At 57.5% G+C, this 22677-nt stretch carries 20 protein-coding genes; 8 read left to right on the top strand and 12 right to left on the bottom strand.

The features are described 5' to 3' along the window. Nucleotides 1–83: 83 nt before the first annotated feature. From lpxD to rpsB, 11 genes are all read right to left on the bottom strand, one after another. Nucleotides 84–1139, bottom strand: a complete 1056-nt coding sequence (gene lpxD, locus MMG91_RS20680) for a UDP-3-O-(3-hydroxymyristoyl)glucosamine N-acyltransferase (protein ID WP_305448390.1) — start codon at nucleotides 1137–1139, stop codon at nucleotides 84–86. Between the two features lie 3 nt (nucleotides 1140–1142). Continuing rightward, nucleotides 1143–1646, bottom strand: a complete 504-nt coding sequence (locus MMG91_RS20685; RefSeq protein ID WP_007907155.1) for an OmpH family outer membrane protein — start codon at nucleotides 1644–1646, stop codon at nucleotides 1143–1145. A 45-nt stretch (nucleotides 1647–1691) separates the two neighbouring features. Next, complete coding sequence (gene bamA / locus MMG91_RS20690; protein WP_305448389.1) at nucleotides 1692–4082, bottom strand: outer membrane protein assembly factor BamA; 2391 nt, start codon at nucleotides 4080–4082, stop codon at nucleotides 1692–1694. Between the two features lie 72 nt (nucleotides 4083–4154). After that, on the bottom strand, nucleotides 4155–5507 hold the full coding sequence (rseP, locus tag MMG91_RS20695) for a sigma E protease regulator RseP (protein ID WP_305504754.1): 1353 nt from the start codon (nucleotides 5505–5507) through the stop codon (nucleotides 4155–4157). 52 nt (nucleotides 5508–5559) lie between these two features. After that, nucleotides 5560–6750: a 1-deoxy-D-xylulose-5-phosphate reductoisomerase gene (gene ispC, locus MMG91_RS20700; protein ID WP_305448387.1), complete on the bottom strand. Its 1191-nt coding sequence runs from the start codon at nucleotides 6748–6750 to the stop codon at nucleotides 5560–5562. Beyond that, a complete protein-coding gene (locus MMG91_RS20705) occupies nucleotides 6747–7550 on the bottom strand; it encodes a phosphatidate cytidylyltransferase (RefSeq protein WP_310660541.1) in 804 nt (267 codons plus the stop codon). Before MMG91_RS20705 ends, ispC begins: the two co-directional genes overlap by 4 nt. Continuing rightward, nucleotides 7550–8305 (bottom strand): polyprenyl diphosphate synthase, encoded by a 756-nt coding sequence (gene uppS, locus MMG91_RS20710; protein ID WP_008015050.1) that lies wholly within the window; start codon nucleotides 8303–8305, stop codon nucleotides 7550–7552. The genes MMG91_RS20705 and uppS overlap by 1 nt, the downstream gene beginning before the upstream one ends. Nucleotides 8306–8318: 13 nt before the next feature. Next, nucleotides 8319–8876 (bottom strand): ribosome recycling factor, encoded by a 558-nt coding sequence (frr, locus tag MMG91_RS20715; protein ID WP_007907979.1) that lies wholly within the window; start codon nucleotides 8874–8876, stop codon nucleotides 8319–8321. Further along, a complete protein-coding gene (pyrH, locus tag MMG91_RS20720; protein ID WP_003172271.1) occupies nucleotides 8873–9616 on the bottom strand; it encodes a UMP kinase in 744 nt (247 codons plus the stop codon). The genes frr and pyrH overlap by 4 nt, the downstream gene beginning before the upstream one ends. A gap of 208 nt (nucleotides 9617–9824) precedes the next feature. Then, nucleotides 9825–10688, bottom strand: coding sequence for a translation elongation factor Ts (gene tsf, locus MMG91_RS20725; protein WP_305448384.1), 864 nt, complete (start codon nucleotides 10686–10688; stop codon nucleotides 9825–9827). Between the two features lie 192 nt (nucleotides 10689–10880). Further along, complete coding sequence (gene rpsB / locus MMG91_RS20730) at nucleotides 10881–11618, bottom strand: 30S ribosomal protein S2 (RefSeq protein ID WP_007907989.1); 738 nt, start codon at nucleotides 11616–11618, stop codon at nucleotides 10881–10883. 373 nt (nucleotides 11619–11991) lie between these two features. Here rpsB and map point away from each other — a divergent pair, with 373 nt between their 5' ends. The 8 genes from map (at nucleotide 11992) to MMG91_RS20770 (ending at nucleotide 21596) form a co-directional block, all read left to right on the top strand. Beyond that, entirely contained in the window at nucleotides 11992–12774 is a 783-nt protein-coding gene (map, locus tag MMG91_RS20735; RefSeq protein WP_095631674.1) for a type I methionyl aminopeptidase, read from the top strand. 45 nt (nucleotides 12775–12819) lie between these two features. After that, nucleotides 12820–15522: a [protein-PII] uridylyltransferase gene (locus MMG91_RS20740; RefSeq protein ID WP_305448383.1), complete on the top strand. Its 2703-nt coding sequence runs from the start codon at nucleotides 12820–12822 to the stop codon at nucleotides 15520–15522. Between the two features lie 120 nt (nucleotides 15523–15642). Continuing rightward, nucleotides 15643–16842: a succinyldiaminopimelate transaminase gene (gene dapC, locus MMG91_RS20745; protein WP_310660542.1), complete on the top strand. Its 1200-nt coding sequence runs from the start codon at nucleotides 15643–15645 to the stop codon at nucleotides 16840–16842. Between the two features lie 277 nt (nucleotides 16843–17119). Next, the gene (locus MMG91_RS20750; RefSeq protein ID WP_310660543.1) at nucleotides 17120–17842 is read left to right on the top strand and encodes a M12 family metallopeptidase; all 723 of its coding nucleotides are present in this window, start codon (nucleotides 17120–17122) and stop codon (nucleotides 17840–17842) included. Between the two features lie 574 nt (nucleotides 17843–18416). Next, a complete protein-coding gene (locus tag MMG91_RS20755; RefSeq protein WP_310660544.1) occupies nucleotides 18417–18779 on the top strand; it encodes an ArsC family reductase in 363 nt (120 codons plus the stop codon). Nucleotides 18780–18812: 33 nt separating this feature from the next. Then, a complete protein-coding gene (gene dapD / locus MMG91_RS20760) occupies nucleotides 18813–19847 on the top strand; it encodes a 2,3,4,5-tetrahydropyridine-2,6-dicarboxylate N-succinyltransferase (RefSeq protein ID WP_305504750.1) in 1035 nt (344 codons plus the stop codon). 142 nt (nucleotides 19848–19989) lie between these two features. Beyond that, the gene (locus tag MMG91_RS20765; protein WP_310660545.1) at nucleotides 19990–21195 is read left to right on the top strand and encodes a cysteine desulfurase; all 1206 of its coding nucleotides are present in this window, start codon (nucleotides 19990–19992) and stop codon (nucleotides 21193–21195) included. Continuing rightward, the gene (locus MMG91_RS20770; protein WP_305448378.1) at nucleotides 21192–21596 is read left to right on the top strand and encodes a SufE family protein; all 405 of its coding nucleotides are present in this window, start codon (nucleotides 21192–21194) and stop codon (nucleotides 21594–21596) included. The genes MMG91_RS20765 and MMG91_RS20770 overlap by 4 nt, the downstream gene beginning before the upstream one ends. 119 nt (nucleotides 21597–21715) lie before the next feature. On the opposite strand, the gene tcdA is transcribed toward MMG91_RS20770, so the two are convergent. Further along, on the bottom strand, nucleotides 21716–22525 hold the full coding sequence (tcdA, locus tag MMG91_RS20775; protein WP_310660546.1) for a tRNA cyclic N6-threonylcarbamoyladenosine(37) synthase TcdA: 810 nt from the start codon (nucleotides 22523–22525) through the stop codon (nucleotides 21716–21718). Between the last annotated feature and the right edge of the window lie 152 nt (nucleotides 22526–22677).

Genomic DNA, 22677 nt, shown 5'->3' on the forward strand with positions numbered 1-22677 from the left:
TGGGAGCGCGCGACTGACGCGCACTCCTCTAGCAAATCAAGGAGGCAGTCTAGCGGCTGTGCACACTTGATATGGAAATGGTATCAGCCATCTGATGAAGCATTACCGTCAGGGGTCACGTCCCCTACACGCTTTTCCAGCTGTCGCAGACGTCGCGCGATATCATCGAGCTGACGGATACGTGCCGCGCTTTTGCGCCATTCGGCTGCTGGTTGCATCGCCGTACCGGAAGAATAGGAACCCGGCTCGGTAATCGAGTGGGTTACCATGGTCATCCCGGTCAGGAAAACGTTGTCGCAAATGTCGATATGCCCCACCAGCCCTACGCCACCGGCGAGCATGCAATGCTTGCCGATTTTGGTGCTGCCGGAGATCCCCACGCAGGCGGCCATGGCGGTGTGGTCACCGACCTGGACGTTGTGAGCGATCTGAATCTGATTGTCGAGCTTCACACCATTACCAATGACGGTATCGGCCAGCGCACCGCGATCGATAGCGGTATTTACGCCTATTTCCACGTCATCGCCGATCGAGACACCGCCGATTTGGGCGATTTTCTGCCAGACACCTTTCTCGTTGGCAAAACCGAAGCCTTCACCACCAAGCACGGCACCAGACTGAATCACCACCCGCTTGCCGATGCGCACGTCGTGATACAGCGTGACACGCGGGGCCAACCAGCCGCCCTCGCCGATTTCGCAGCGCGCACCGATGAAGCAATGAGCCCCAACAGTCACGCCTGCGCCAATACGCGCTGCACTTTCAATCACCGCAAAAGCACCGATACTCGCCGCCGGGTCGACCACTGCATCCGCTGCCACCACCGCTGTCGGATGAATACCGGCAGGCGCCTTGGGCTTGGGATCGAACAGATGAGAAACACGCGCGTAGGCCAGATACGGATCAGGCACCACCAATGCCTCACCGGCAAAACCTTCAGCGTCAGCGGCCTTCAGCAATACAGCTGCGGCCTGACTGTCAGCCAGGTATTTACGGTATTGAGGATTTGCCAGAAAGCTCAACTGAGCTGGGCCAGCCTCTTGCAAAGTGGCTAGCCCAGTAATTTCTTTCTTCGGGTCGCCACGTAAGGTGGCGCCGAGGAACTCGGCCAATTGGCCGAGCTTTATAGTCGCTGTCATGGGTTACTTCAGCTGATTCATGCGCTCGATAACCTGGCGAGTGATGTCGTACTGAGGCTTGACATCAATCACTGCGCCACGCTCGAAGACCAGGTCAAAAGCACCTTTCTTGATGACTTCTTCCACAGCGCTGTCCAGTTTAGGCTTGAGCTGTTTCAGCATTTCACGGTCGGCAACTGCTTTGGCTTCGTTCAGTTCCTTGGACTGGAACTGGAAATCACGGGCCTTTTGCTTGAATTCGAGCTCCAGACGTTCACGCTCGCCTTGCTGCATTTTGTCGCCGCCGGCCATCAGACGGTCCTGGATACCCTTGGCGCTGCTTTCCAGGCTCTTGAGCTTGGTCAGTTGCGGGCCGAACTTCTTCTCGGCGTCCACGGCATATTTTTTCGCCGCGTCGGATTCGAGCAGTGCCATCTGATAGTTCAGAACGGCGATTTTCATGTCGGCAAAAGCCGGACCTGCGACCAGTACGGTCGCCAGGAGAACCAATTGAGTCAACTTACGCACGATGCACTCCTACAAAATCCATTGTCGTTATCTTGGGTCAGACGCTTAGAACGTCTGGCCGAGGGAGAATTGGAACACTTGAGTCTCAGCTTCATCCGGTTTCTTGATCGGCATGGCCAACGCGAAGCTCAAAGGACCCAGTGCGGTGATCCAGGTCACGCCGACACCGACGGAGCTTGCCATGTTGCTCAGGCTGATGTCGTTGCACTCGGTTTGAGCGGTCGAACCGACATTGGCGTTCGTCGTCTTTTCGCACTTGGAGTCGAATACGTTACCCACGTCCCAGAATACCGAAGTACGCAGGGAACGCTGATCCTTGACGAACGGCAGCGGGAACAGCACCTCGACACCGCCCTGGATCAGGACGTTACCACCGAATGGCAGCGGATCCTGGTCCGGGTCGGCGAGCGTACCGGCGTTACCCGTGACAGCCTGGCCACGGCTAGGTGTACTGCGCGGACCTAGAGTACTGTCCTTGAAGCCACGTACCGAGTTGAAACCACCCGCGTAATAGTTTTCATAGAACGGCAAGCCATCGGTCGAACCGTAGCCGTCGCCATAACCCAGTTCTGTATGAAGGCGCAAAGTGTAGCTTTCAGTAATTGGCTGGAACAACTGGCCACGGTAATCGAGCTTGAAGAACGACAGATCACTGCCAGGCGTCGTAGTTTCCAGAGTCAGGCTCTGGGAATGACCGCGGGTTGCCAGAACACCCTTGTTCAGGGTGGACTCGGACCAACCGGCCGATGCCTTGAAGTTCAGGTAGCTATCGCCTTCACGGTTTACGAAGTCGAAAATCTCGTCAACGGTGTACTGACCGGTCTTGATGTCGTCCTGCTGTGCAGACAGACCGAAGGTCAAACGCGAAGTCTCGCTGATCGGGTAGCCAACGTTCACACCCGCACCCAGGCTATCTACGGCGTAGCTGGTGAGGTCGGCGTCAAGCTCATCGTAGTCGGTGGTGCGATAGAAGGCGTTGTAACCCAGGCTCACACCGTCAGCAGTCCAGTAGGGGTCGACATAACCGAAGTTATAGCGGCTCTGGTATTCACTTCGGGTCAAACCGATGCTGACCTTGTTACCGGTACCCAGGAAGTTGTTCTGGGTGATCGAACCACCGAGGATCAAACCGGCGCTCTGGGCGAAACCGACGCTGGCGGTAATCGAACCGGACGCCTGCTCTTCAACGCTGTAGTTCACGTCAACCTGGTCATCGACACCGGGTACGGCTGGCGTTTCGACGTTGACTTCCTTGAAGAAGCCCAGTCGCTCCAGACGTGTCTTGGATTGGTCGATCAGGTAGGTCGAAGCCCAACCGCCTTCCATCTGACGCATTTCACGGCGCAGTACTTCGTCTTCGGACTTGGTGTTGCCGCGGAAGTTGATGCGGTTCACGTAAGCACGCTTGCCCGGATCGACAGCGAACGTGATGTCGACCGTGTGGTCTTCATCGTGAGGCTGAGGCACGCCGTTGACGTTGGCGAAGGTGTAACCCTCGTTACCCAGACGACGGGTGATCAGTTCGGACGTGGTGGTCATCAGCTTGCGCGAGAACACCTGGCCTTTCTGAACCAGCAACAGGGACTTGATCTGGTCTTCAGGGACTTTCAGGTCGCCGCTGAGCTTGACGTCACGAACGGTGTACTTCTCGCCTTCGTTGACGTTGACGGTGATATAGACGTGTTTCTTGTCCGGGGTGATGGACACCTGGGTCGACGCGATATCCATATTGATATAGCCGCGATCCAGATAGTAGGAGCGCAGACGCTCCAGGTCACCGGAGAGTTTTTCACGAGCGTACTTGTCATCGTTCTTGAAGAACGACAACCAGTTGCTGGTCTTGAGTTCGAACAGGTCGATCAGGTCTTCATCAGGGAATACGGTGTTACCCACCACGTTGATGTGCTGGATAGCTGCAACGGTGCCTTCGTTGATGTTGACCTTCAGGCCCACGCGGTTACGTGGCTGCGGCACGACTTCGGTATCGACGGTAGCCGAGTAACGGCCCTGAGCGACGTATTGGCGCTGCAGTTCGTTACGCACACCTTCAAGGGTGGCGCGCTGAAAAATCTCGCCTTCAGCCAGACCGGATTGTTTGAGGCCCTTCATCAGGTCTTCAGTAGAGATCGCCTTGTTGCCTTCGATCTCGATACTGGCGACCGATGGCCGCTCGACTACAGTGATGACGAGGACGTTGCCATCGCGACCCAGCTGGATATCCTGAAAGAAGCCGGTTTTGAACAACGCACGAGTGGATTCCACCAGGCGACGATCATCCGCCTGTTCGCCGACGTTCAACGGCAAGGCACCAAAGACGCTACCCGCGGAGACCCGCTGGAGGCCATTGACGCGAATATCAGAGATAGTGAAGGACTCGGCGTGAACTTCGGCGATCATCAATACGGTGAGAACCGCAGTTAGCAGCAGACGTTTCATGAAGTCCTTTCTTATTCCAACTGGCAATAAAAACTGCCGCAAAATGCGGCAGATTCGCAATTCAGCGAAGCGTTACAGTCGACCCAGATCATTGACCAGAGCAAGTAACATCACCCCGACCACCAAACTGATACCGATCTGTATCCCCCAACCTTGCACCCGATCCGACAAGGGACGACCACGCGCCCACTCGATCAGATAAAACAACAAATGTCCCCCATCCAGTACAGGAATGGGCAACAAATTCAGAACCCCCAGGCTAATACTCAGATAAGCAAGGAAATTCAGGAAATCAGCGACGCCCGACTGGGCAGAAGCGCCCGCCACTTTAGCAATGGTTATCGGTCCACTCAAGTTTTTTACCGAGAGCTCACCGAACAACATTTTCTTGAGCGAATCGAGGGTCAGTACGCTCATGGTCCAAGTGCGTCGGGCACCCTCGCCAATCGCAGCCACCGGACCGTAACTGACTTCGCGAATCATCTCTGGCGGCCAATCGACCGCTTTCACCCCAGCGCCCAGATAACCATTGGGCGATTTGCTCTCGCCGCGAGCGGCCAACGTCACAGGGACGTCGATTTGAGCACCCTCGCGCTCGACGCGCAGCATGATTTTGGTATCCGGATGCATACGGACGATGTCGACCACTTGCTGCCAATCGTCCAGCGCCTTGCCATCAAGCGCCAACAAGCGGTCACCTGCTTTCAGGCCCGCCGCCTTCGCTGGACCTTTCGGATCAAATTCGGCCAGGACGGGAGGCAACGCCGGACGCCAAGGACGAATACCCAGCGAGCGAATCGGATCTGGCTCCTCAGCCCCCTTGAGCCACTTGTCCAGCACCAGCTCACGGGGTGTGTCCACCGTGGAGCCCTGTTCGCGGACCAGCAATTGAATGGCACCGCTCTCACCCAGACGACGGATCAGTTGCAGATTCACCGCGGCCCAGCCGGAGGTTGGCTCGCCATCGATGGCCATGATTTCCTGGCCCGGGCTCAAACCTGCCTTTGAGGCAATACTGCCAGACTCGACCGCGCCGATAACCGGCCGCACCTGCTCGCTGCCCAGCATTGCCAATGCCCAGAAAAACACCATTGCCAATAGAAAGTTGGCGATCGGGCCAGCCGCGACGATGGCGATGCGCTGACGGACAGATTTACGATTGAAGGACTGATCGACCTGATCAGCCGGGACCTCGCCTTCGCGCTCGTCGAGCATCTTCACGTAGCCACCCAACGGGATAGCGGCGATCACGAACTCAGTGCCTTTGCTGTCGTACCAGCGCAGCAACGGCATGCCGAAGCCCACGGAGAAACGCAGCACTTTGACCCCACAGCGACGCGCGACCCAAAAATGGCCGAACTCGTGGAAGGTGACCAGCACACCCAGCGCTACCAAGGTGCCGACAATCATATAGAGCGCGCTCATGTACTTTCTCCGCAATCCTATCAGTGCTGCATGGGGCAACGTATTGCAGCACTTATCGCCCGTGACGACTCAGCCATTGCCCGGCCAGTACCCGTGCTTTCGCATCGGCCGTAAACACTGCCTCGAGATCATCTACCGCAACCACAGGCTCGAGGTTCAACACTTCCTCGATGATACTCGCGATTTCCAGGTAGCGAACCCGTCCGTCGAGAAAGGCCGCCACCGCCACCTCATTCGCGGCATTGAGCATGGCCGGCGCGCTATTGCCAGCCTCGGCGGCTTGACGCGCAAGGCGCAGGCACGGGAAACGCTCCTCATCGGGCGCCTGGAAATCCAGACGAGCGATGGCAAACAGGTCCAGCGGCGCAACACCCGAGTCGATTCGCTCCGGCCAGGCCAAGGCATTGGCGATCGGCGTGCGCATGTCCGGATTGCCCAACTGCGCCAATACCGAACCATCGATGTAGTCGACCAGCGAATGAATCACGCTCTGCGGGTGAATTACCACTTCGATCTGGGACGGTGTGGCGTCGAACAGCCAGCAGGCCTCGATCAACTCGAGTCCTTTGTTCATCATGCTGGCCGAATCCACCGAAATCTTGCGCCCCATGGACCAATTCGGGTGTGCACACGCTTGCTCTGGGGAAACATGCGCCAGTTCGGCCATGGGCGTCTGCCGGAACGGACCGCCAGAAGCGGTCAGTAAAATCCGACGTACACCAACCGCGCCAAGCCCACGGTCGAAATCCTGTGGCATGCACTGGAAAATCGCGTTGTGCTCGCTGTCGATCGGCAGCAGCACTGAACCGCTTTTACGCACGGCCTGCATGAACAGCGCACCGGACATTACCAGTGCTTCTTTATTGGCCAGAAGAATCTTCTTGCCAGCCTCGACCGCTGCCAGGGTCGGACGCAAGCCCGCCGCACCGACAATGGCCGCCATCACCGCATCGACTTCCGGATCGGATGCGACCTGACACAAGCCCTCCTCCCCCACCAGAACGCGGGTCGACAGACCGGCCGCGTGCAAATCGTCCTGCAAGCGTCGGGCAGCGCCGGACTCCGGCACGACGGCGAAGCGCGGCGCATGACGCACGCACAGCGCCAGCAATTCACTCAACCGAGTGAAACCGCTCAAGGCGAAAACCTGATAACGCTCGGGATGACGGGCAATGACATCGAGGGTACTCAGACCAATCGAACCGGTCGCGCCCAGCACGGTAATCTGTTGTGGGCGGCTCATGTGGCCATCCACAGCAGCACAGCGAATACTGGAATAGCCGCCGTCAGGCTGTCGATGCGGTCCAGCACGCCGCCGTGACCGGGCAGCAGATTACTGCTGTCCTTGATCCCCGACTGGCGCTTGAACATGCTCTCGGTAAGATCGCCGACCACTGAAATGAACACAACGACTGCGGCACCGAACAGTCCCATCAGCATCTGAGCGAAACTCCAGTCCCGCACAAAACCGACGATTGCGGTAATCACCAGACTCACCAGCAAGCCGCCGTACACGCCTTCCCAGCTTTTGCCAGGGCTGACTTGTGGCGCCAACTTGCGTTTGCCGAAGGCTCGACCGGAAAAGTACGCACCGATATCGGCCCCCCAGACCAGCACCATCACCGCCATGATCAGCCAGTTACCCAAGGGCTCCTGCTTGATCAGAACCAGGCCTTGCCACGCCGGCAGCAGAATCAACAAACCGATCACCAGTTTGCAGGCAGCACTGGCCCAATGCTGACTGGACTGTGGATAGGTCAATACCAGGTACGTGGCCACGCCCCACCAGAGCACTGCAGCGCCCAACACCCAAGGTGCGAGCCCCGGCAGGATGTGCATGAAAAACAGCATCAACGCGACCACAGCTGCATAGGCAAGGCGTATCGACTGAGCAGTGAAGCCTGCCAACCGCGCCCACTCCCACGCCCCAAGCGTCACCACCAGCCCGATGAACAGCGCAAAACCGGAACCTTCGAGCAGGAAAAACCCGCCCAGGGCAATCGGCAGCAGAATCAGTGCCGTGATGATTCGTTGTTTAAGCATTAAACCCGGGCTCCAGCCTCGACCTGCTCGCTCGTTTTACCGAAGCGACGCTGGCGAGAAGCGAAATCGGCTAGCGCATTGCGCATGGCGTCGTGTTTGAAGTCCGGCCAGAACAGGTCGGAGAAGTACAACTCGGCGTAAGCCAGTTGCCACAGCAGGAAGTTACTGATGCGATGCTCGCCACCGGTACGGATGCACAAGTCCGGCAACGGCAGATCGCCGGTCGCCAGACAGGTTTGCAACAGCTCAGGGGTAATATCCTCCGGACGCAGATGCCCGGCCTGAACTTCGCGAGCCAGACGCTGCGCGGCTTGCGCGATATCCCACTGACCGCCGTAATTGGCGGCGATCTGCAGGACAAAGCGGTTGGCACCGACAGTCATCGCCTCGGCTTCGCGCATGGCGGCCTGAAGCTCCGGGTGAAAACGTGAACGATCGCCAATGATGCGCAAACTGATGTTGTTGTCGTTGAGACGCTTGGCCTCGCGACGCAACGCCTTGAAGAACAAATCCATCAAGGCACTGACCTCATCGGCCGGGCGCTGCCAGTTCTCGCTGGAGAAGGCGAACAGGGTCAGTACTTCAACCTTGGCCTCGGCACACACCTCGATGACCGCACGCACTGCATCCACACCCGCTTTATGCCCGGCGACACCCGGCATAAAGCGTTTTTTCGCCCAGCGATTATTACCATCCATGATGATCGCGACATGGCGCGGCACCGCGGACGGCGCAGTCTGCTTTGTCTTATCCATTAAAACGTGACCCTTATACGGCCATCAGGTCTTTTTCTTTCTGCGCCAAATTCGCGTCGATTTCAGCCACGTACTTTTTGGTCAGATCATCAATCTCGCCAGTAGCGCGACGTTCTTCGTCTTCGCTGATTTCCTTTTCCTTGACCAGATCCTTGAGTTGGCTGTTCGCATCACGACGGATGTTGCGCACTGCAACACGGGCATCTTCAGCGACATCGCGAGCCTGTTTGGTGAAGCCCTTGCGGGTTTCTTCGGTCAGGGCCGGCATGGAGATCAGCAGCAACTCACCCAGGTTGGTCGGGTTGAGGTTCAGACCCGCGCTACCGATGGCTTTGTCGACGGCACCCAGCATGTTGCGCTCAAAGGCCACCACTTGCAGGGTACGGGCGTCTTTGACGGTGATGTTCGCTACCTGCTTGATCGGAGTGTCGGAGCCGTAGTACGGAACCATCACACCTTCCAGAATGCTTGGGTGCGCCTGGCCCGTACGAATACGACCGAAGTTGTGCGCCAGCGACTCGACGGATTTTTTCATGCGCTCTTGAGCGTCTTTCTTGATTTCGTTGATCATTGTTGGCCTTCCTCGATCAGGGTCCCTTCAGCGCCGCCATGCACGATATTCAGCAGGGCGCCGGGCTTGTTCATGTTAAATACGCGCAACGGCATCTTGTGGTCGCGGCACAGGCAAATGGCCGTCAGATCCATCACGCCCAGCTTGCGATCCAGTACTTCATCATAAGTCAGATGATCGAACTTCTCGGCATGCGGGTCTTTGAATGGATCAGCCGTGTAAACGCCATCGACCTTGGTTGCCTTGAGCACGACATCAGCGTCGATTTCAATTGCACGCAAGCAGGCTGCCGAATCCGTGGTGAAGAACGGATTACCAGTACCGGCCGCAAAAATCACGACTTCCTTGGCGTTCAGGTGGCGCATGGCTTTGCGGCGATCGTAGTGATCGGTCACACCCACCATGGAAATGGCCGACATCACGATGGCCGAGATATTGGCACGTTCCAGCGCATCGCGCATCGCCAAGGCGTTCATCACAGTGGCCAGCATGCCCATGTGGTCGCCAGTCACCCGATCCATGCCCGCCGCGCTCAGCGCCGCGCCACGGAACAGGTTGCCGCCACCGATCACCAGACCGACCTGAACACCGATGCCGACCAGTTGGCCAACTTCCAGTGCCATGCGATCCAGAACTTTGGGGTCGATCCCGAACTCTTCCGAGCCCATCAGGGCCTCGCCGCTAAGCTTGAGTAGAATGCGTTTATAGCGAGCCTGATAACCACTGCCCTGCTGAGCCATTGCGAATCTCTCCTGCGGCGTATTTTAAAAATTCTTTGCGAGCTGTTTACAGCTGGCGTTCACTCTAGCTTGGCACTGCTTCAGCGCCATCGGAACATGGCTTTGTAAGCCAGTTCCAAAAGGAAACCAATAAAATTGGTGCCCCATCTGAAAAGAGGCTGCGCGCGTAAGCGGGCAGCCTCTTCAGGGCGACAGTTAAAAAACTGTCTTATTGCTTGGCGGCAGCCAGCTGGGCAGCAACTTCTTCAGCGAAGTTGTCGACCGGCTTCTCGATGCCTTCGCCTACTTTGAAGTAGGTGAAAGAAACAATTTCTGCACCGGCTTTCTTGGCCAGTTCGCCGACCTTGATTTCAGGGTTCTTGACGAACGCCTGCTCAACCAGGCTCGCTTCAGCCAGGAACTTGCTGATACGACCTTTAACCATGTTTTCAACGATGTTTTCTGGCTTGCCAGCGATCTTGTCAGCGTTGAGGGTCAGGAACACGCCTTTCTCACGCTCGACCGCTTCAGCGGAAACTTCCGATGGCAGCAGGAATTCAGGGTTGGTGGCCGCTACGTGCATAGCGATGTCTTTGGCCAGCTCAACGTTGCCGCCCTTGAGAACAACCGCGACACCGATCTTGTTGCCGTGCAGGTAACCACCAACAACATCACCTTCAACGCGAGTCAGGCGACGGATATTGACGTTTTCGCCAACCTTGCCGACCAGAACCAGACGATCGGCTTCTTGAGCTTCGATCAGCGGAGCGACATCAGTCAGCTTGTCAGCGAACGCTTTTTCTACGCTGGAAGCAACAAATGCCTTGAAGTCGTCTTGCAGGGCCAGGAAGTCGGTCTGCGAGTTCACTTCCAGCAGAACGGCGGATTTACCGTCTTCTTTAAGAGCGATCGCGCCTTCAGCAGCCACGTTGCCTGCTTTCTTGGCAGCCTTGATGGCGCCCGAAGCACGCATGTCATCAATGGCTTTTTCGATGTCGCCGCCAGCCTTGGTCAAGGCCTTTTTGCAATCCATCATGCCTTCGCCGGTACGCTCGCGCAGTTCTTTGACCAACGCTGCAGTAATCTCTGCCATTTTCAAATTCCTCTTGGATAGGTTTTCAACCATTCCACCCGATCGAACGGGCGTTCAATTCTTCCCGAACCACCCTTGTTAGCCGCTGCACGTTACAAATGCTGTAGCTGCGCTGCTCACAAATGGTTTTCGAGGTGGCAAAAAGGGGGCCAAGCCCCCTTTTTGCTTACTGAGTCAACGCCAGGGCGTCAGTTACTCAGCTGCAGCTGCCGGAGCTTCTTCAACGAACTGCTCGGTGCCGCCAGCAACGTGGTTGCGACCACGGATTACAGCGTCAGCCATCGAACCCATGTACAGCTGGATAGCGCGGATTGCGTCATCGTTGCCTGGGATGATGTAGTCAACGCCTTCCGGGCTGCTGTTGGTATCGACTACGCCGATAACCGGGATGCCCAGCTTGTTGGCTTCGGTGATCGCGATGCGCTCGTGATCAACGTCGATAACGAACAGAGCGTCTGGCAGACCGCCCATGTCCTTGATACCACCCAGGGAACGATCCAGCTTCTCAAGATCGCGAGTGCGCATCAGCGCTTCTTTCTTGGTCAGCTTGGCGAAAGTACCGTCTTCGGCTTGTACTTCAAGGTCACGCAGACGCTTGATGGAAGCACGGATGGTTTTGAAGTTGGTCAGCATGCCGCCCAACCAGCGGTGATCGACGTACGGCGAACCGCAACGTGCTGCTTCTTCAGCAACGATCTTGCCAGCGGAACGCTTGGTGCCGACGAACAGAATCTTGTTTTTGCCCTGGGCCAGACGCTCTACGAAAGTCAGAGCTTCGTTGAACATTGGCAGGGTTTTTTCAAGGTTGATAATGTGAATCTTGTTACGCGCGCCGAAAATGTATTTACCCATTTTCGGGTTCCAGTAACGGGTCTGGTGACCGAAGTGCACACCGGCCTTCAGCATATCGCGCATGTTGACTTGGGACATGATAGTTCCTTAATAAGTCGGGTTTGGCCTCCACGTATCCCAATGACCAACCAGCAGCTTCAGCTGAAGGCACCCAGGTCATCGTGTCGACACGTGTGTGGATTTAAGCTTTTCAGGGTATCCCCGGAAAGCGGCGCATTTTATATCACAAGGCAGAAAAAAACGGAACCCGGATTCTGAAAACCGGGGGAATGCTTTTGGCCCCCGCCTTGGAATCCCCCCAGAATGCGCCATCCTATAGAGAGAAGCGATGCACAGAGGCTCAGATTTGCGTTGATCGTCTGATAGAATCGTGTTTTTCAGGGCCGCGACAATTGTTCGCGCAATGCCCATTTCGTTTTAGAAAGCGCCATTGAGCGCAGAGAGAGCCTGTATGACCGTCACCCTCAAAACCCCAGAGGACATCGCAAAAATGCGGATCGCCGGCAAATTGGCCGCCGATGTGCTGGAAATGATTGCCGATTATGTCAAACCGGGTGTCACCACCGAAGAACTGGACCGCATTTGCCACGACTACATCGTCAATGAGCAGAAAGCCATCCCAGCCCCGCTCAACTACAAAGGCTTCCCGAAGTCGATCTGCACCTCGATCAACCATGTGGTCTGCCATGGCATCCCGAACGAGAAACCGTTGAAGGATGGTGACACACTGAATATCGACGTCACCGTGATCAAGGACGGCTACCACGGCGATACCAGCCGCATGTTCCACGTCGGCACGGTGCCGGTCTGGGCCGAGCGCCTGTCCCAGGTGACTCAGGAATGCATGTACAAGGCCATCGAACTGGTCAAACCCGGCTGCCGCCTGGGCGATATCGGTGAAGTGATCCAGAAGCACGCCGAAAAGAACGGCTTCTCGGTGGTTCGCGAGTTCTGTGGCCACGGCATCGGCAAGGTGTTCCACGAAGAGCCGCAGATCCTGCACTACGGCCGCGCCGGCACCGGCATGGAACTGAAAGCCGGCATGACCTTCACCATCGAGCCGATGATCAACCAGGGCAAGGCTGACACCAAGGTATTGGGCGACGGCTGGACCGCCATCACCAAGGATCGCAAGCTGTCGGCACAGTGGGAACACACTCTGCTGGTGACCGAAACCGGTTACGAGATCTTCACTTTGCGCAGCGACGACACCATCGCACGCGTTTCGGCCTGATCCCGCCCGCTCCGTTCCCAGCCTTACAGAAAGGAAAGCCAATCGATGCCGCAGGTGGATCCCGAACTCTTCGACCGCGGCCAGTTCCAGGCTGAACTGGCCCTGAAGGCAAGCCCTATTGCTGCTTTCAAGAAGGCGATCCGTCAGGCCCGCGAGGTGCTCGACGAGCGGTTTCGCAGTGGCCGGGATATTCGCCGGCTGATCGAGGATCGCGCCTGGTTTATCGACAACATCCTGCAACAGGCCTGGGAACAGTTTAACTGGAGCGAAGACGCCGATATTGCCCTGGTGGCGGTCGGCGGCTATGGTCGCGGCGAGTTGCACCCCTATTCCGACATCGATCTGCTGATTTTGCTGGACAGCGCCGATCACGAAATTTTTCGGGATTCCATCGAGCGCTTTCTGACGCTGCTGTGGGACATCGGCCTGGAAGTCGGCCAGAGCGTTCGTTCGGTGGACGAATGCGCCGTCGAGGCCCGTGCCGACCTGACGGTCGTCACCAATCTGATGGAAAGCCGCACTATTTGCGGCCCCGAGCGGCTGCGCCAGCGCATGCTGGATGTCACCAGCACCGCGCACATGTGGCCGAGCAAGGAGTTCTTCCTGGCCAAACGCGCCGAGCAAAAGGCCCGTCACCACAAATACAACGACACTGAATACAACCTGGAACCCAACGTCAAAGGTTCGCCTGGCGGCTTGCGGGATATTCAGACGATTCTCTGGGTCGCCCGCCGTCAGTACGGCACCCTGAACCTGCGGGCCCTGGCGGGCGAAGGATTCCTGGTGGAGAGCGAAAACGCCCTGCTGGCCTCGTCCCAGGAGTTTCTGTGGAAAGTACGTTACGCCCTGCACATGCTCGCCGGCCGCTCCGAAGACCGCTTGCTGTTCGATCACCAGCGTTCCATCGCCGGGCTGTTGGGGTTCGAAGGCAATGACGCCAAGCAAGCCATCGAAAACTTCATGCAGCAGTATTACCGGGTGGTCATGAGCATTGCCCAGCTCAGCGACCTGATCATCCAGCACTTCGAAGAAGTGATCCTGGCCCCCGAAGACGAAGCGCCACCACAACCGATCAACTCGCGGTTCCAGCTGCACGACGGCTACATCGAGGCGCGTAGCGACAACGTGTTTCGCCGTACGCCATTCGCCATGCTCGAGATCTTTGTGCTGATGGCCCAGCAACCGGAGATCAAAGGCGTACGCGCCGATACCATCCGCCTGCTGCGGGAAAATCGTCATCTTATCGACGACGATTTTCGCAACGACATTCGTAATACCAGCCTGTTCATCGAGCTGTTCAAGTGCAAGATCGGCATCCACCGCAATCTGCGGCGGATGAACCGTTACGGCATCCTTGGGCGCTATCTGCCGGAGTTCGGTTTCATTGTCGGGCAGATGCAGCACGACCTGTTTCACATCTATACGGTCGATGCCCATACCCTGAACCTGATCAAACACCTGCGTAAGCTGCAGTACACCCAGGTGTCGGAAAAATTCCCGCTGGCCAGCAAGCTCATGGCCAAACTGCCCAAACCCGAACTGATTTACCTGGCCGGTCTGTATCACGACATCGGCAAGGGCCGGCATGGCGATCACTCCGAAATCGGCGCCGTGGATGCCGAAGCCTTTTGCCAGCGCCATCAGTTACCGGTATGGGACAGCCGTCTGATCGTGTGGCTGGTGCAGAACCATCTGGTGATGTCGACCACCGCCCAGCGCAAGGATCTGTCCGACCCGCACGTGATCCACGATTTCGCGCAGACCGTCGGCGATGAAACCCGTCTTGATTATCTGTATGTGCTGACCGTTGCGGACATCAACGCAACCAACCCAACGCTATGGAACTCCTGGCGCGCGAGCCTGTTGCGCCAGCTCTACACCGAGACCAAGCGCGCCTTGCGTCGTGGCCTGGAGAACCCGGTAGATCGCGAAGAGCAGATCCGCCAGACTCAGAGCGCGGCACTGGACATCCTGGTACGCGGCGGCAACGATCCGGACGATGTCGAGCAGCTCTGGGCGCAATTGGGTGATGACTATTTCCTGCGCCACACCGCTGGCGACGTGGCCTGGCACACCGACGCGATTCTGCAGCAACCGGCTGACGGTGGCCCGCTGGTGCTGATCAAGGAAACCACCCAGCGCGAGTTCGAGGGCGGTACGCAGATCTTCATTTATGCTCCAGACCAGCACGACTTCTTCGCCGTGACCGTGGCCGCGATGGACCAGCTCAACCTGAACATTCACGACGCCCGGGTCATCACTTCCAGCAGCCAGTTCACCCTCGACACCTATATCGTGCTCGACACCGATGGCGACTCGATCGGCGACAACCCGGCACGGGTCAAGCAGATCCGCGAAGGCCTGACCGAAGCCCTGCGCAATCCGGACAACTACCCGACCATCATCCAGCGTCGGGTGCCGCGCCAGCTCAAGCATTTCGCGTTTGCGCCACAGGTGACGATCCACAACGACGCCCAGCGTCCGGTGACCGTGTTGGAGCTCAGTGCGCCCGATCGTCCCGGCCTGCTGGCGCGGATCGGCACGATCTTCCTCGAGTTCGATCTGTCGCTGCAGAACGCCAAGATCGCCACCTTGGGCGAGCGCGTGGAAGACGTGTTCTTCATCACCGACGCCAACAATCAGCCGCTATCCGACCCGTTGCTGTGCAGCCGTTTGCAGGATGCAATCGTCGAACAGCTGAGCGTCAGCCAGGAACCCGATATCAAACTTTCGCGCATCAGCATCTGAATTAACAAATTTCCCTGTGGGAGCGGGCTTGCTCGCGAAAGCGTCCTGTCAAACAACATTGATGGTGACTAACACACCGCTTTCGCGAGCAAGCCCGCTCCCACATTTATAGAGGCCCCCATGAACAACGCTCTGAACCAGTTGCAGCCCTACCCGTTCGAAAAGCTCCGCGCCCTGCTCGGCAGCGTCACGCCAAACCCGGACAAACGCGCCATTGCGCTATCCATCGGCGAGCCGAAACACCGTTCGCCGAGTTTCGTCGCCGAAGCACTGGCGAGCAATCTGGATCAGATGGCCGTATACCCCACCACCCTCGGCATCCCGGCGCTGCGTGAAGCCATTGCCGCCTGGTGCGAACGTCGCTTCAACGTCCCGAACGGCTGGCTCGACCCGGCGCGCAACGTACTGCCGGTCAACGGCACCCGTGAAGCGCTGTTCGCCTTCACCCAAACCGTGGTCAACCGTGGCGACGATGCCTTGGTGGTCAGCCCGAACCCTTTCTATCAGATCTACGAAGGCGCCACGTTCCTGGCCGGGGCCAAGCCGCATTACCTGCCGTGCCTGGATGAAAACGGCTTCAATCCAGACTTTGACGCTGTTTCGCCAGACATCTGGAAACGCTGCCAAATCCTGTTCCTGTGCTCGCCGGGCAACCCGACCGGCGCGCTGATTCCGGTCGAAACCCTGAAGAAGCTGATTGCTCTGGCCGACGAATACGACTTCGTGATCGCCGCGGACGAGTGCTACAGCGAGCTGTACTTCGACGAACAAACCCCGCCACCGGGCCTGCTCAGCGCCTGCGTCGAACTGGGTCGCAAGGACTTCAAACGTTGCGTGGTGTTCCACAGCCTGTCCAAGCGTTCCAACCTGCCGGGCCTGCGTTCAGGTTTTGTCGCTGGTGATGCCGACATCCTCAAGGGCTTCCTGCTCTATCGCACCTACCACGGCTGCGCGATGCCGGTTCAGACCCAGCTGGCCAGCATTGCTGCATGGAATGATGAAGTGCATGTGCGCGCCAACCGCGCGCTGTATCGCGAGAAATACGATGCGGTGCTGGAAATCCTTAGCCCGGTGATGGACGTGCAACGCCCGGATGGCGGCTTCTACTTGTGGCCTAGCGTTGCCGGTGATGATGAAGCGTTCTGCCGTGACCTGTTTGTCGAAGAGCATGTGACGGTCGTACCAGGGTCTTACCTGTCTCGCGAAGTGAACGGTTCAAACCCCGGCGCAGGCCGAGTACGTATGGCGCTGGTTGCACCGCTGGCAGAATGCATTGAAGCCGCAGAGCGAATTCGCGCGTTTATTACACGTAACAAATAACTCATAAAAGCTCCGCACTATGCAATGTAGTGCGGAACACTATTAACCAAGCCACTTATTTAAAAATACTTCCACACCCCAGCACACACACAACAACACCCTCTTCTAAAAAACAAACTTACATATCTCTTTCGCCTACCAATTGACGACACCAAGCAATACACACTATAAAAACCCATCTGAACACCAGATCAAAACAAAATCACATAGCCAAACAAACCCATGAATCTCCAATAATAGAGACTTCAAACAACACACTCTCACAAGGATGACGAGCATGAACTTATGCAAGTGCATTGAGCCCGATGACACTCAGGCTTCTTATGATGCGGCAATTAATGAAGACCGAGCGAACGCACCCCAGGCAATACCGGGAGGTCGACAAAAACGCGCTGTAGGCGACCACACCAAATTCTGGAAAAAAGGTCGGACACTAAAAGTGGCTTTTCTGAGCACAAACCCTTGGTTCATCGATGCCACAAAAGGAGCAATCCACCAATGGATACCTGCCGTCTTTGACGTTAGCATCCTTTTCGTCAAAGGTTCGGAGGGTGATATCCCGATATCTGACGAGTTCCATTCAGGGAATTGGTCCTGTATTGGCACTGACGCACTGACTGTACCGAAAGATGGCCCGACCATGAATTTGCAATGGCAAGGACTAGATCAAGATTTCTTCGGTACCGTGCTGCATGAGTTTGGCCACGCTCTTGGGCTTGTACACGAGCATCAACATCCAGATGCCAATATTAACTGGAACGAAACTGTCGTTTACGAATTCATGAGTCGAACACAAAAATGGTCAAGAGAGGAGATCCATTTCAACATGTTAAAAAAATTTGAAAAATCAAACACTAGAACATTGCCTTATGACCGCACCTCAATCATGCACTACCCTATCCAGGCTGAACTTACTCTCGACGGTGTAGCGATAGCGCGCAACAACCGCTTATCTGCAAACGACGTAAAGCTGATGACAGACATTTACAGCGGACGATAAACATAAATACTGCCAGGTGTAGACAAGCTGCCTCTGACAGTTAATATAAAGTTACACATTATAGAGCCTTACATTTTATCCACGAACAGATTCCTTCCTATGCTGTTTTTTGTGACGCATCGTTAAGCGCTCAACGCCCTCCTCAAAATGACACTTCACGGAAGAAGTTAAAAATGAATAACCTTGAAAACTGCACGTTCATCCAATGGCCGGACTATCAGGAGTCGTAGGACGTCGCCGTCAATGAAAACCCAGCCAATGCTGCTTCAACCGTCAGGTCTCGACGCAAGCGCTCGCTCGTCAATTACTCAAAGCTGTGGGCAAAATGCTGGGCACCTATGCGCTATTGATTCATCCGGACTTGCAAAAATAAAAGAGCGGCTCCCATGCAATCGACAGCATTGAAGTGCCATATTAGCCCTCTAGACTGCTGACTGACCGTCGCACCCATGCCGCACGGAACATCTGATGGCCAAGTCAAAAAGACAAACCCGACCACAGCCGACGCGAAACCGTCCGGTCATGGCATAATCCGTCACCTTTTATTTTCAGCACCTGCAAAGGGGGCAATTCCTTGACCGTTTCAAGCAAAACGTTGCACCTTTTCGGCATCAAAGCCTGCGACACCATGAAAAAAGCGCGCACCTGGCTCGATGAACACGCTGTCAGTTATGACTTTCATGATTACAAAGCAGTCGGAATCGACCGTGAACACCTGAGCCAATGGTGCGACGAGCACGGCTGGCAAGTGGTGTTGAACCGTGCAGGTACGACCTTTCGCAAGCTCGACGACGAACGCAAAGCCGATCTCGACCAGCCGAAAGCCATCGAACTGATGCTCGCGCAACCCTCGATGATCAAGCGCCCAGTGCTCGATCTCGGTGACCGAACCCTGATTGGCTTCAAGCCAGATATCTACGCGGCCGCACTCAAGTAAGGCAGCCCGTTCCATTTTGTTAGAGGTATCAACATGTCCACTACCCTGTTCAGCCTGGCCTTTGGTGTCGGCACTCAAAACCGTCAAGGCACATGGCTGGAAGTGTTTTACGCGCAGCCACTGCTCAACCCGTCGGCCGAACTGGTCGCTGCCATTGCGCCGGTTCTGGGCTACACCGAAGGCAATCAGGCCATCGCCTTCAGCACCGCTCAGGCGTCGCAACTGGCCGAAGCGCTGAAAGGCGTCGACGCTGCCCAGGCTGCGCTGCTCACCCGTCTGGCCGAGAGCCACAAGCCGCTGGTCGCGACCATTCTGGCCGAAGACGCGCAGCTGAGCTCCACGCCTGAGGCTTACCTCAAGCTGCACCTGCTGTCCCATCGTCTGGTCAAGCCGCACGGCCTGAACCTTGCCGGGATCTTCCCGTTGCTGCCGAACGTGGCCTGGACCAGCCAGGGCGCGATCGACCTGGCCGAACTGGCCGAACATCAACTGGAAGCCCGTCTGCGCGGCGAGCTGCTCGAAGTGTTCTCGGTGGACAAGTTCCCGAAAATGACCGACTACGTGGTACCGGCCGGCGTGCGTATCGCTGATGCGGCCCGTATTCGTCTGGGCGCTTACGTGGGCGAAGGCACCACCGTCATGCACGAAGGTTTCGTCAACTTCAACGCCGGCACCGAAGGCCCGGGCATGATCGAAGGCCGTGTGTCGGCAGGCGTGTTTGTCGGCAAGGGTTCGGACCTGGGCGGCGGTTGCTCGACCATGGGCACCCTGTCGGGTGGTGGCAACATTGTGATCAAGGTCGGTGAAGGCTGCCTGATCGGCGCCAACGCCGGTATCGGTATCCCGTTGGGCGACCGCAACACTGTCGAGTCGGGCCTGTACGTGACCGCCGGCACCAAGGTGGCGCTGTTGGACGAGCACAACAAACTGGTCAAAGTCGTTAAAGCCCGTGAACTGGCCGGTCAGCCTGACCTGCTGTTCCGCCGCAATTCGGAGACCGGTGCCGTGGAGTGCAAAACCCACAAATCGGCCATCGAACTGAACGAAGCGCTGCACGCTCACAACTAATCAGAGCGTCAAACGATCACCTGATCTTGTAGGAGCGAGGCTTGCCCGCGAAGCTATTAGCGCCAGTAATGACGCCTTCGCGGGCAGCCTCGCCCCTACAGGTCAGGCGTTCCCCCCGCCCATGTCACCAGGGCCGAACAACATGATGATTCCCTCTCCCTGGCGCGCCGATTTCCCGGCCATCGCCGCTCTGCAACGGCAAGACCAGACTTATCTGGACAACGCCGCCACCACGCAAAAACCTCAAGCCCTGCTGGATGCCCTGGCGCATTACTACGCCAACGGCGCGGCCAACGTGCATCGGGCGCAACACTTGCCCGGCGCCCATGCCACCCAGGCGTTCGAGAACAGCCGCAGCAAAGTTGCGCAATGGCTCAATACCGGCGATTGCGGGCAAATCATCTTTACCCACGGCGCAACATCCGCGCTGAACCTCCTGGCCTATGGCCTGGAACACGTATTCAATCCGGGCGATGAAATTGTCATCAGCGCCCTGGAGCATCACGCCAACCTGTTGCCGTGGCAGCAACTGGCCCACCGTCGCGGCTTGAAGCTGGTGATCCTGCCGCTGGATGCCGACGGTTTGATTGACCTTGAAGCCGCCGCTCACCTGATCGGCCCGAGTACACGCCTGCTGGCGGTCAGTCAGCTGTCCAACGTGCTCGGTGCCTGGCAGCCGCTGCCCGCGTTGCTGGCGATGGCCAAGGCGCACAACGCGCTGACCGTGGTCGACGGCGCTCAAGGCGTGGTCCATGGCCGGCATGACGTGCAGGCGCTGGGTTGCGACTTCTATGTGTTTTCCAGCCACAAACTCTACGGCCCGGATGGCCTGGGGGCGCTGTTCGGTCGTCATAAAGCGCTCGAGCAACTGCGCCCATGGCAGTTCGGCGGCGAAATGGTGCTGGATGCCAACTACCACGACGCACGCTTTCGTCCCGCGCCGCTGGGGTTCGAGGCGGGTACGCCGCCGATTTCCAGCGTGATTGGCCTGGGGGCGACCCTGGATTATCTGGCCGGGCTGGATCAGGACGCCGTGTCCGCCCACGAAGCCGCGCTGCATGACTATTTGCTCAAAGGCCTTGAAGCGCGCAACGGCATTCGCCTGCTGGGCAAGCCGCAACTGGCACTGGCCAGTTTTGTCGTCGAGGGCGTGCATAACGCTGATCTGGCGCATTTGCTGACCGAACAGGGAATCGCCGTTCGCGCCGGTCATCATTGCGCCATGCCGTTGCTCAAGAGCTTTGAACTGGCCGGGGCGATTCGGGTGTCGTTGGCCTTGTACAACGATTCGGAAGACCTTGAGCGCTTTTTTGAAGCGCTGGATCAGGCCCTGGAGTTGTTGCGATGACCTTGCCCGCCGATGCCGTCACGGCGCTGGACACTTTTCAGAAGACTGCGAGCTGGGAACAGCGGGCACGGTTGCTGATGCAATGGGGCGACCGCCTGCCTGCATTGAGCGATGCGGATAAAGTCGAAGCTAACCGCGTGCATGGCTGTGAAAGCCAGGTGTGGCTGGTCGGTGCGCTGCAGGACGGTCATTGGCAGTTCAGCGCCAGCAGCGATGCGCGGTTGATTCGCGGGTTGGTGGCGCTGCTGCTGGCACGGGTCAATGGGTTGTCGGCAGCTGAACTGCAGCAGGTGGATTTACCGGATTGGTTTAATCAGCTAGGCCTGTCGCGGCAGTTGTCGTCGTCGCGCAGTAATGGCCTCAATGCCGTGCTCCAGCGAATGCGAGAACTCGCCGCCTGAATGATCGTTCCCACGCTCTGCGTGGGAATGCCTCAAGGGACGCTCCGCGTTCCAGTTCTCGAAAGGGACGCGGAGCGTCCCGGGCTGCATTCCCACGCAGAGCGTGGGAACGATCAGTGTCAGTCAGGCTTGATTCGATCCGCCGGGCGCCGAACCCCCGCCACAATCTTATCCACAGCCTTGGTCGCCGCGACCATGCCGAACGTCGCCGTCACCATCATCACCGCGCCAAAGCCCCCGGCGCAGTCGAGCTTCACGCCGTCACCGACGAAACTCTTCTGCAAGCAAATACTGCCATCCGGTTTCGGGTAGCGCAGTTGCTCGGTGGAAAACACGCACGGCACGCTGTAGTGACGGGTCACGGTACGGGAGAAGCCGTAGTCGCGGCGCAAGGTGGAGCGCACTTTCGACGCCAGCGGATCGTTGAACGTGCGGTTCAGGTCGCAGACCTGGATCAGTGTCGGGTCGATCTGCCCCCCCGCGCCGCCAGTGGTGATGATCTGGATCTTGCGTCGCTTGCACCAGGCGATCAGCGCCGCTTTGGCGTTGACGCTGTCGATGCAGTCGATCACGCAGTCGATGTCCGGCGTGATGTACTCGGCCATGGTTTCACGGGTGACGAAGTCCGCCACTGTGTGCACCGTGCAGTCCGGGTTGATCCCGCGCAGGCGCTCGGCCATCACCTCGACCTTGGGCTTGCCGACGGTACTGTCCAGCGCATGCAGTTGACGGTTGACGTTGCTGACACAGACGTCGTCCAGGTCGAACAGCGAAATCTCGCCCACGCCACACCGGGCAACGGCTTCCGCCGCCCAGGAGCCGACGCCACCGACGCCGACGATCGCCACATGGGCCGCGCGCAAGCGCTCAAGGCCTTCGATGCCATACAAGCGGGCGATGCCAGCAAACCGCGGATCTTCTGTACTCATGACCATTACCCCAAAAACCGGCGCGCATTATAGGGCTGTCGGCGGTCAAGAGCACCTTTGGGCTATGGACGGCTGTCTTGACGACTTCAAATGACTACAAATTATTGGAATTGGGCTATAGCGCCCCGGTCAAAGAACTTAAGTCGACCTGG

Origin of the sequence: Pseudomonas sp. JL3, from assembly GCF_031570575.1 — a bacterium.
GTDB classification, from domain to species: domain Bacteria; phylum Pseudomonadota; class Gammaproteobacteria; order Pseudomonadales; family Pseudomonadaceae; genus Aquipseudomonas; species Aquipseudomonas cucumis.

Excerpts from the sequence above, each read along its gene's own strand:
- lpxD (WP_305448390.1), bottom strand. The coding sequence starts at position 1,139 with ATGACAGCGACTATAAAGCTCGGCCAATTGGCCGAGTTCCTCGGCGCC.
- bamA (WP_305448389.1), bottom strand. The coding sequence starts at position 4,082 with ATGAAACGTCTGCTGCTAACTGCGGTTCTCACCGTATTGATGATCGCC.
- rseP (WP_305504754.1), bottom strand. The coding sequence starts at position 5,507 with ATGAGCGCGCTCTATATGATTGTCGGCACCTTGGTAGCGCTGGGTGTG.
- ispC (WP_305448387.1), bottom strand. The coding sequence starts at position 6,750 with ATGAGCCGCCCACAACAGATTACCGTGCTGGGCGCGACCGGTTCGATT.
- MMG91_RS20705 (WP_310660541.1), bottom strand. The coding sequence starts at position 7,550 with ATGCTTAAACAACGAATCATCACGGCACTGATTCTGCTGCCGATTGCC.
- uppS (WP_008015050.1), bottom strand. The coding sequence starts at position 8,305 with ATGGATAAGACAAAGCAGACTGCGCCGTCCGCGGTGCCGCGCCATGTC.
- frr (WP_007907979.1), bottom strand. The coding sequence starts at position 8,876 with ATGATCAACGAAATCAAGAAAGACGCTCAAGAGCGCATGAAAAAATCC.
- pyrH (WP_003172271.1), bottom strand. The coding sequence starts at position 9,616 with ATGGCTCAGCAGGGCAGTGGTTATCAGGCTCGCTATAAACGCATTCTA.
- tsf (WP_305448384.1), bottom strand. The coding sequence starts at position 10,688 with ATGGCAGAGATTACTGCAGCGTTGGTCAAAGAACTGCGCGAGCGTACC.
- rpsB (WP_007907989.1), bottom strand. The coding sequence starts at position 11,618 with ATGTCCCAAGTCAACATGCGCGATATGCTGAAGGCCGGTGTGCACTTC.
- map (WP_095631674.1), top strand. The coding sequence starts at position 11,992 with ATGACCGTCACCCTCAAAACCCCAGAGGACATCGCAAAAATGCGGATC.
- MMG91_RS20740 (WP_305448383.1), top strand. The coding sequence starts at position 12,820 with ATGCCGCAGGTGGATCCCGAACTCTTCGACCGCGGCCAGTTCCAGGCT.
- dapC (WP_310660542.1), top strand. The coding sequence starts at position 15,643 with ATGAACAACGCTCTGAACCAGTTGCAGCCCTACCCGTTCGAAAAGCTC.
- MMG91_RS20750 (WP_310660543.1), top strand. The coding sequence starts at position 17,120 with ATGAACTTATGCAAGTGCATTGAGCCCGATGACACTCAGGCTTCTTAT.
- dapD (WP_305504750.1), top strand. The coding sequence starts at position 18,813 with ATGTCCACTACCCTGTTCAGCCTGGCCTTTGGTGTCGGCACTCAAAAC.
- MMG91_RS20765 (WP_310660545.1), top strand. The coding sequence starts at position 19,990 with ATGATGATTCCCTCTCCCTGGCGCGCCGATTTCCCGGCCATCGCCGCT.
- MMG91_RS20770 (WP_305448378.1), top strand. The coding sequence starts at position 21,192 with ATGACCTTGCCCGCCGATGCCGTCACGGCGCTGGACACTTTTCAGAAG.
- tcdA (WP_310660546.1), bottom strand. The coding sequence starts at position 22,525 with ATGAGTACAGAAGATCCGCGGTTTGCTGGCATCGCCCGCTTGTATGGC.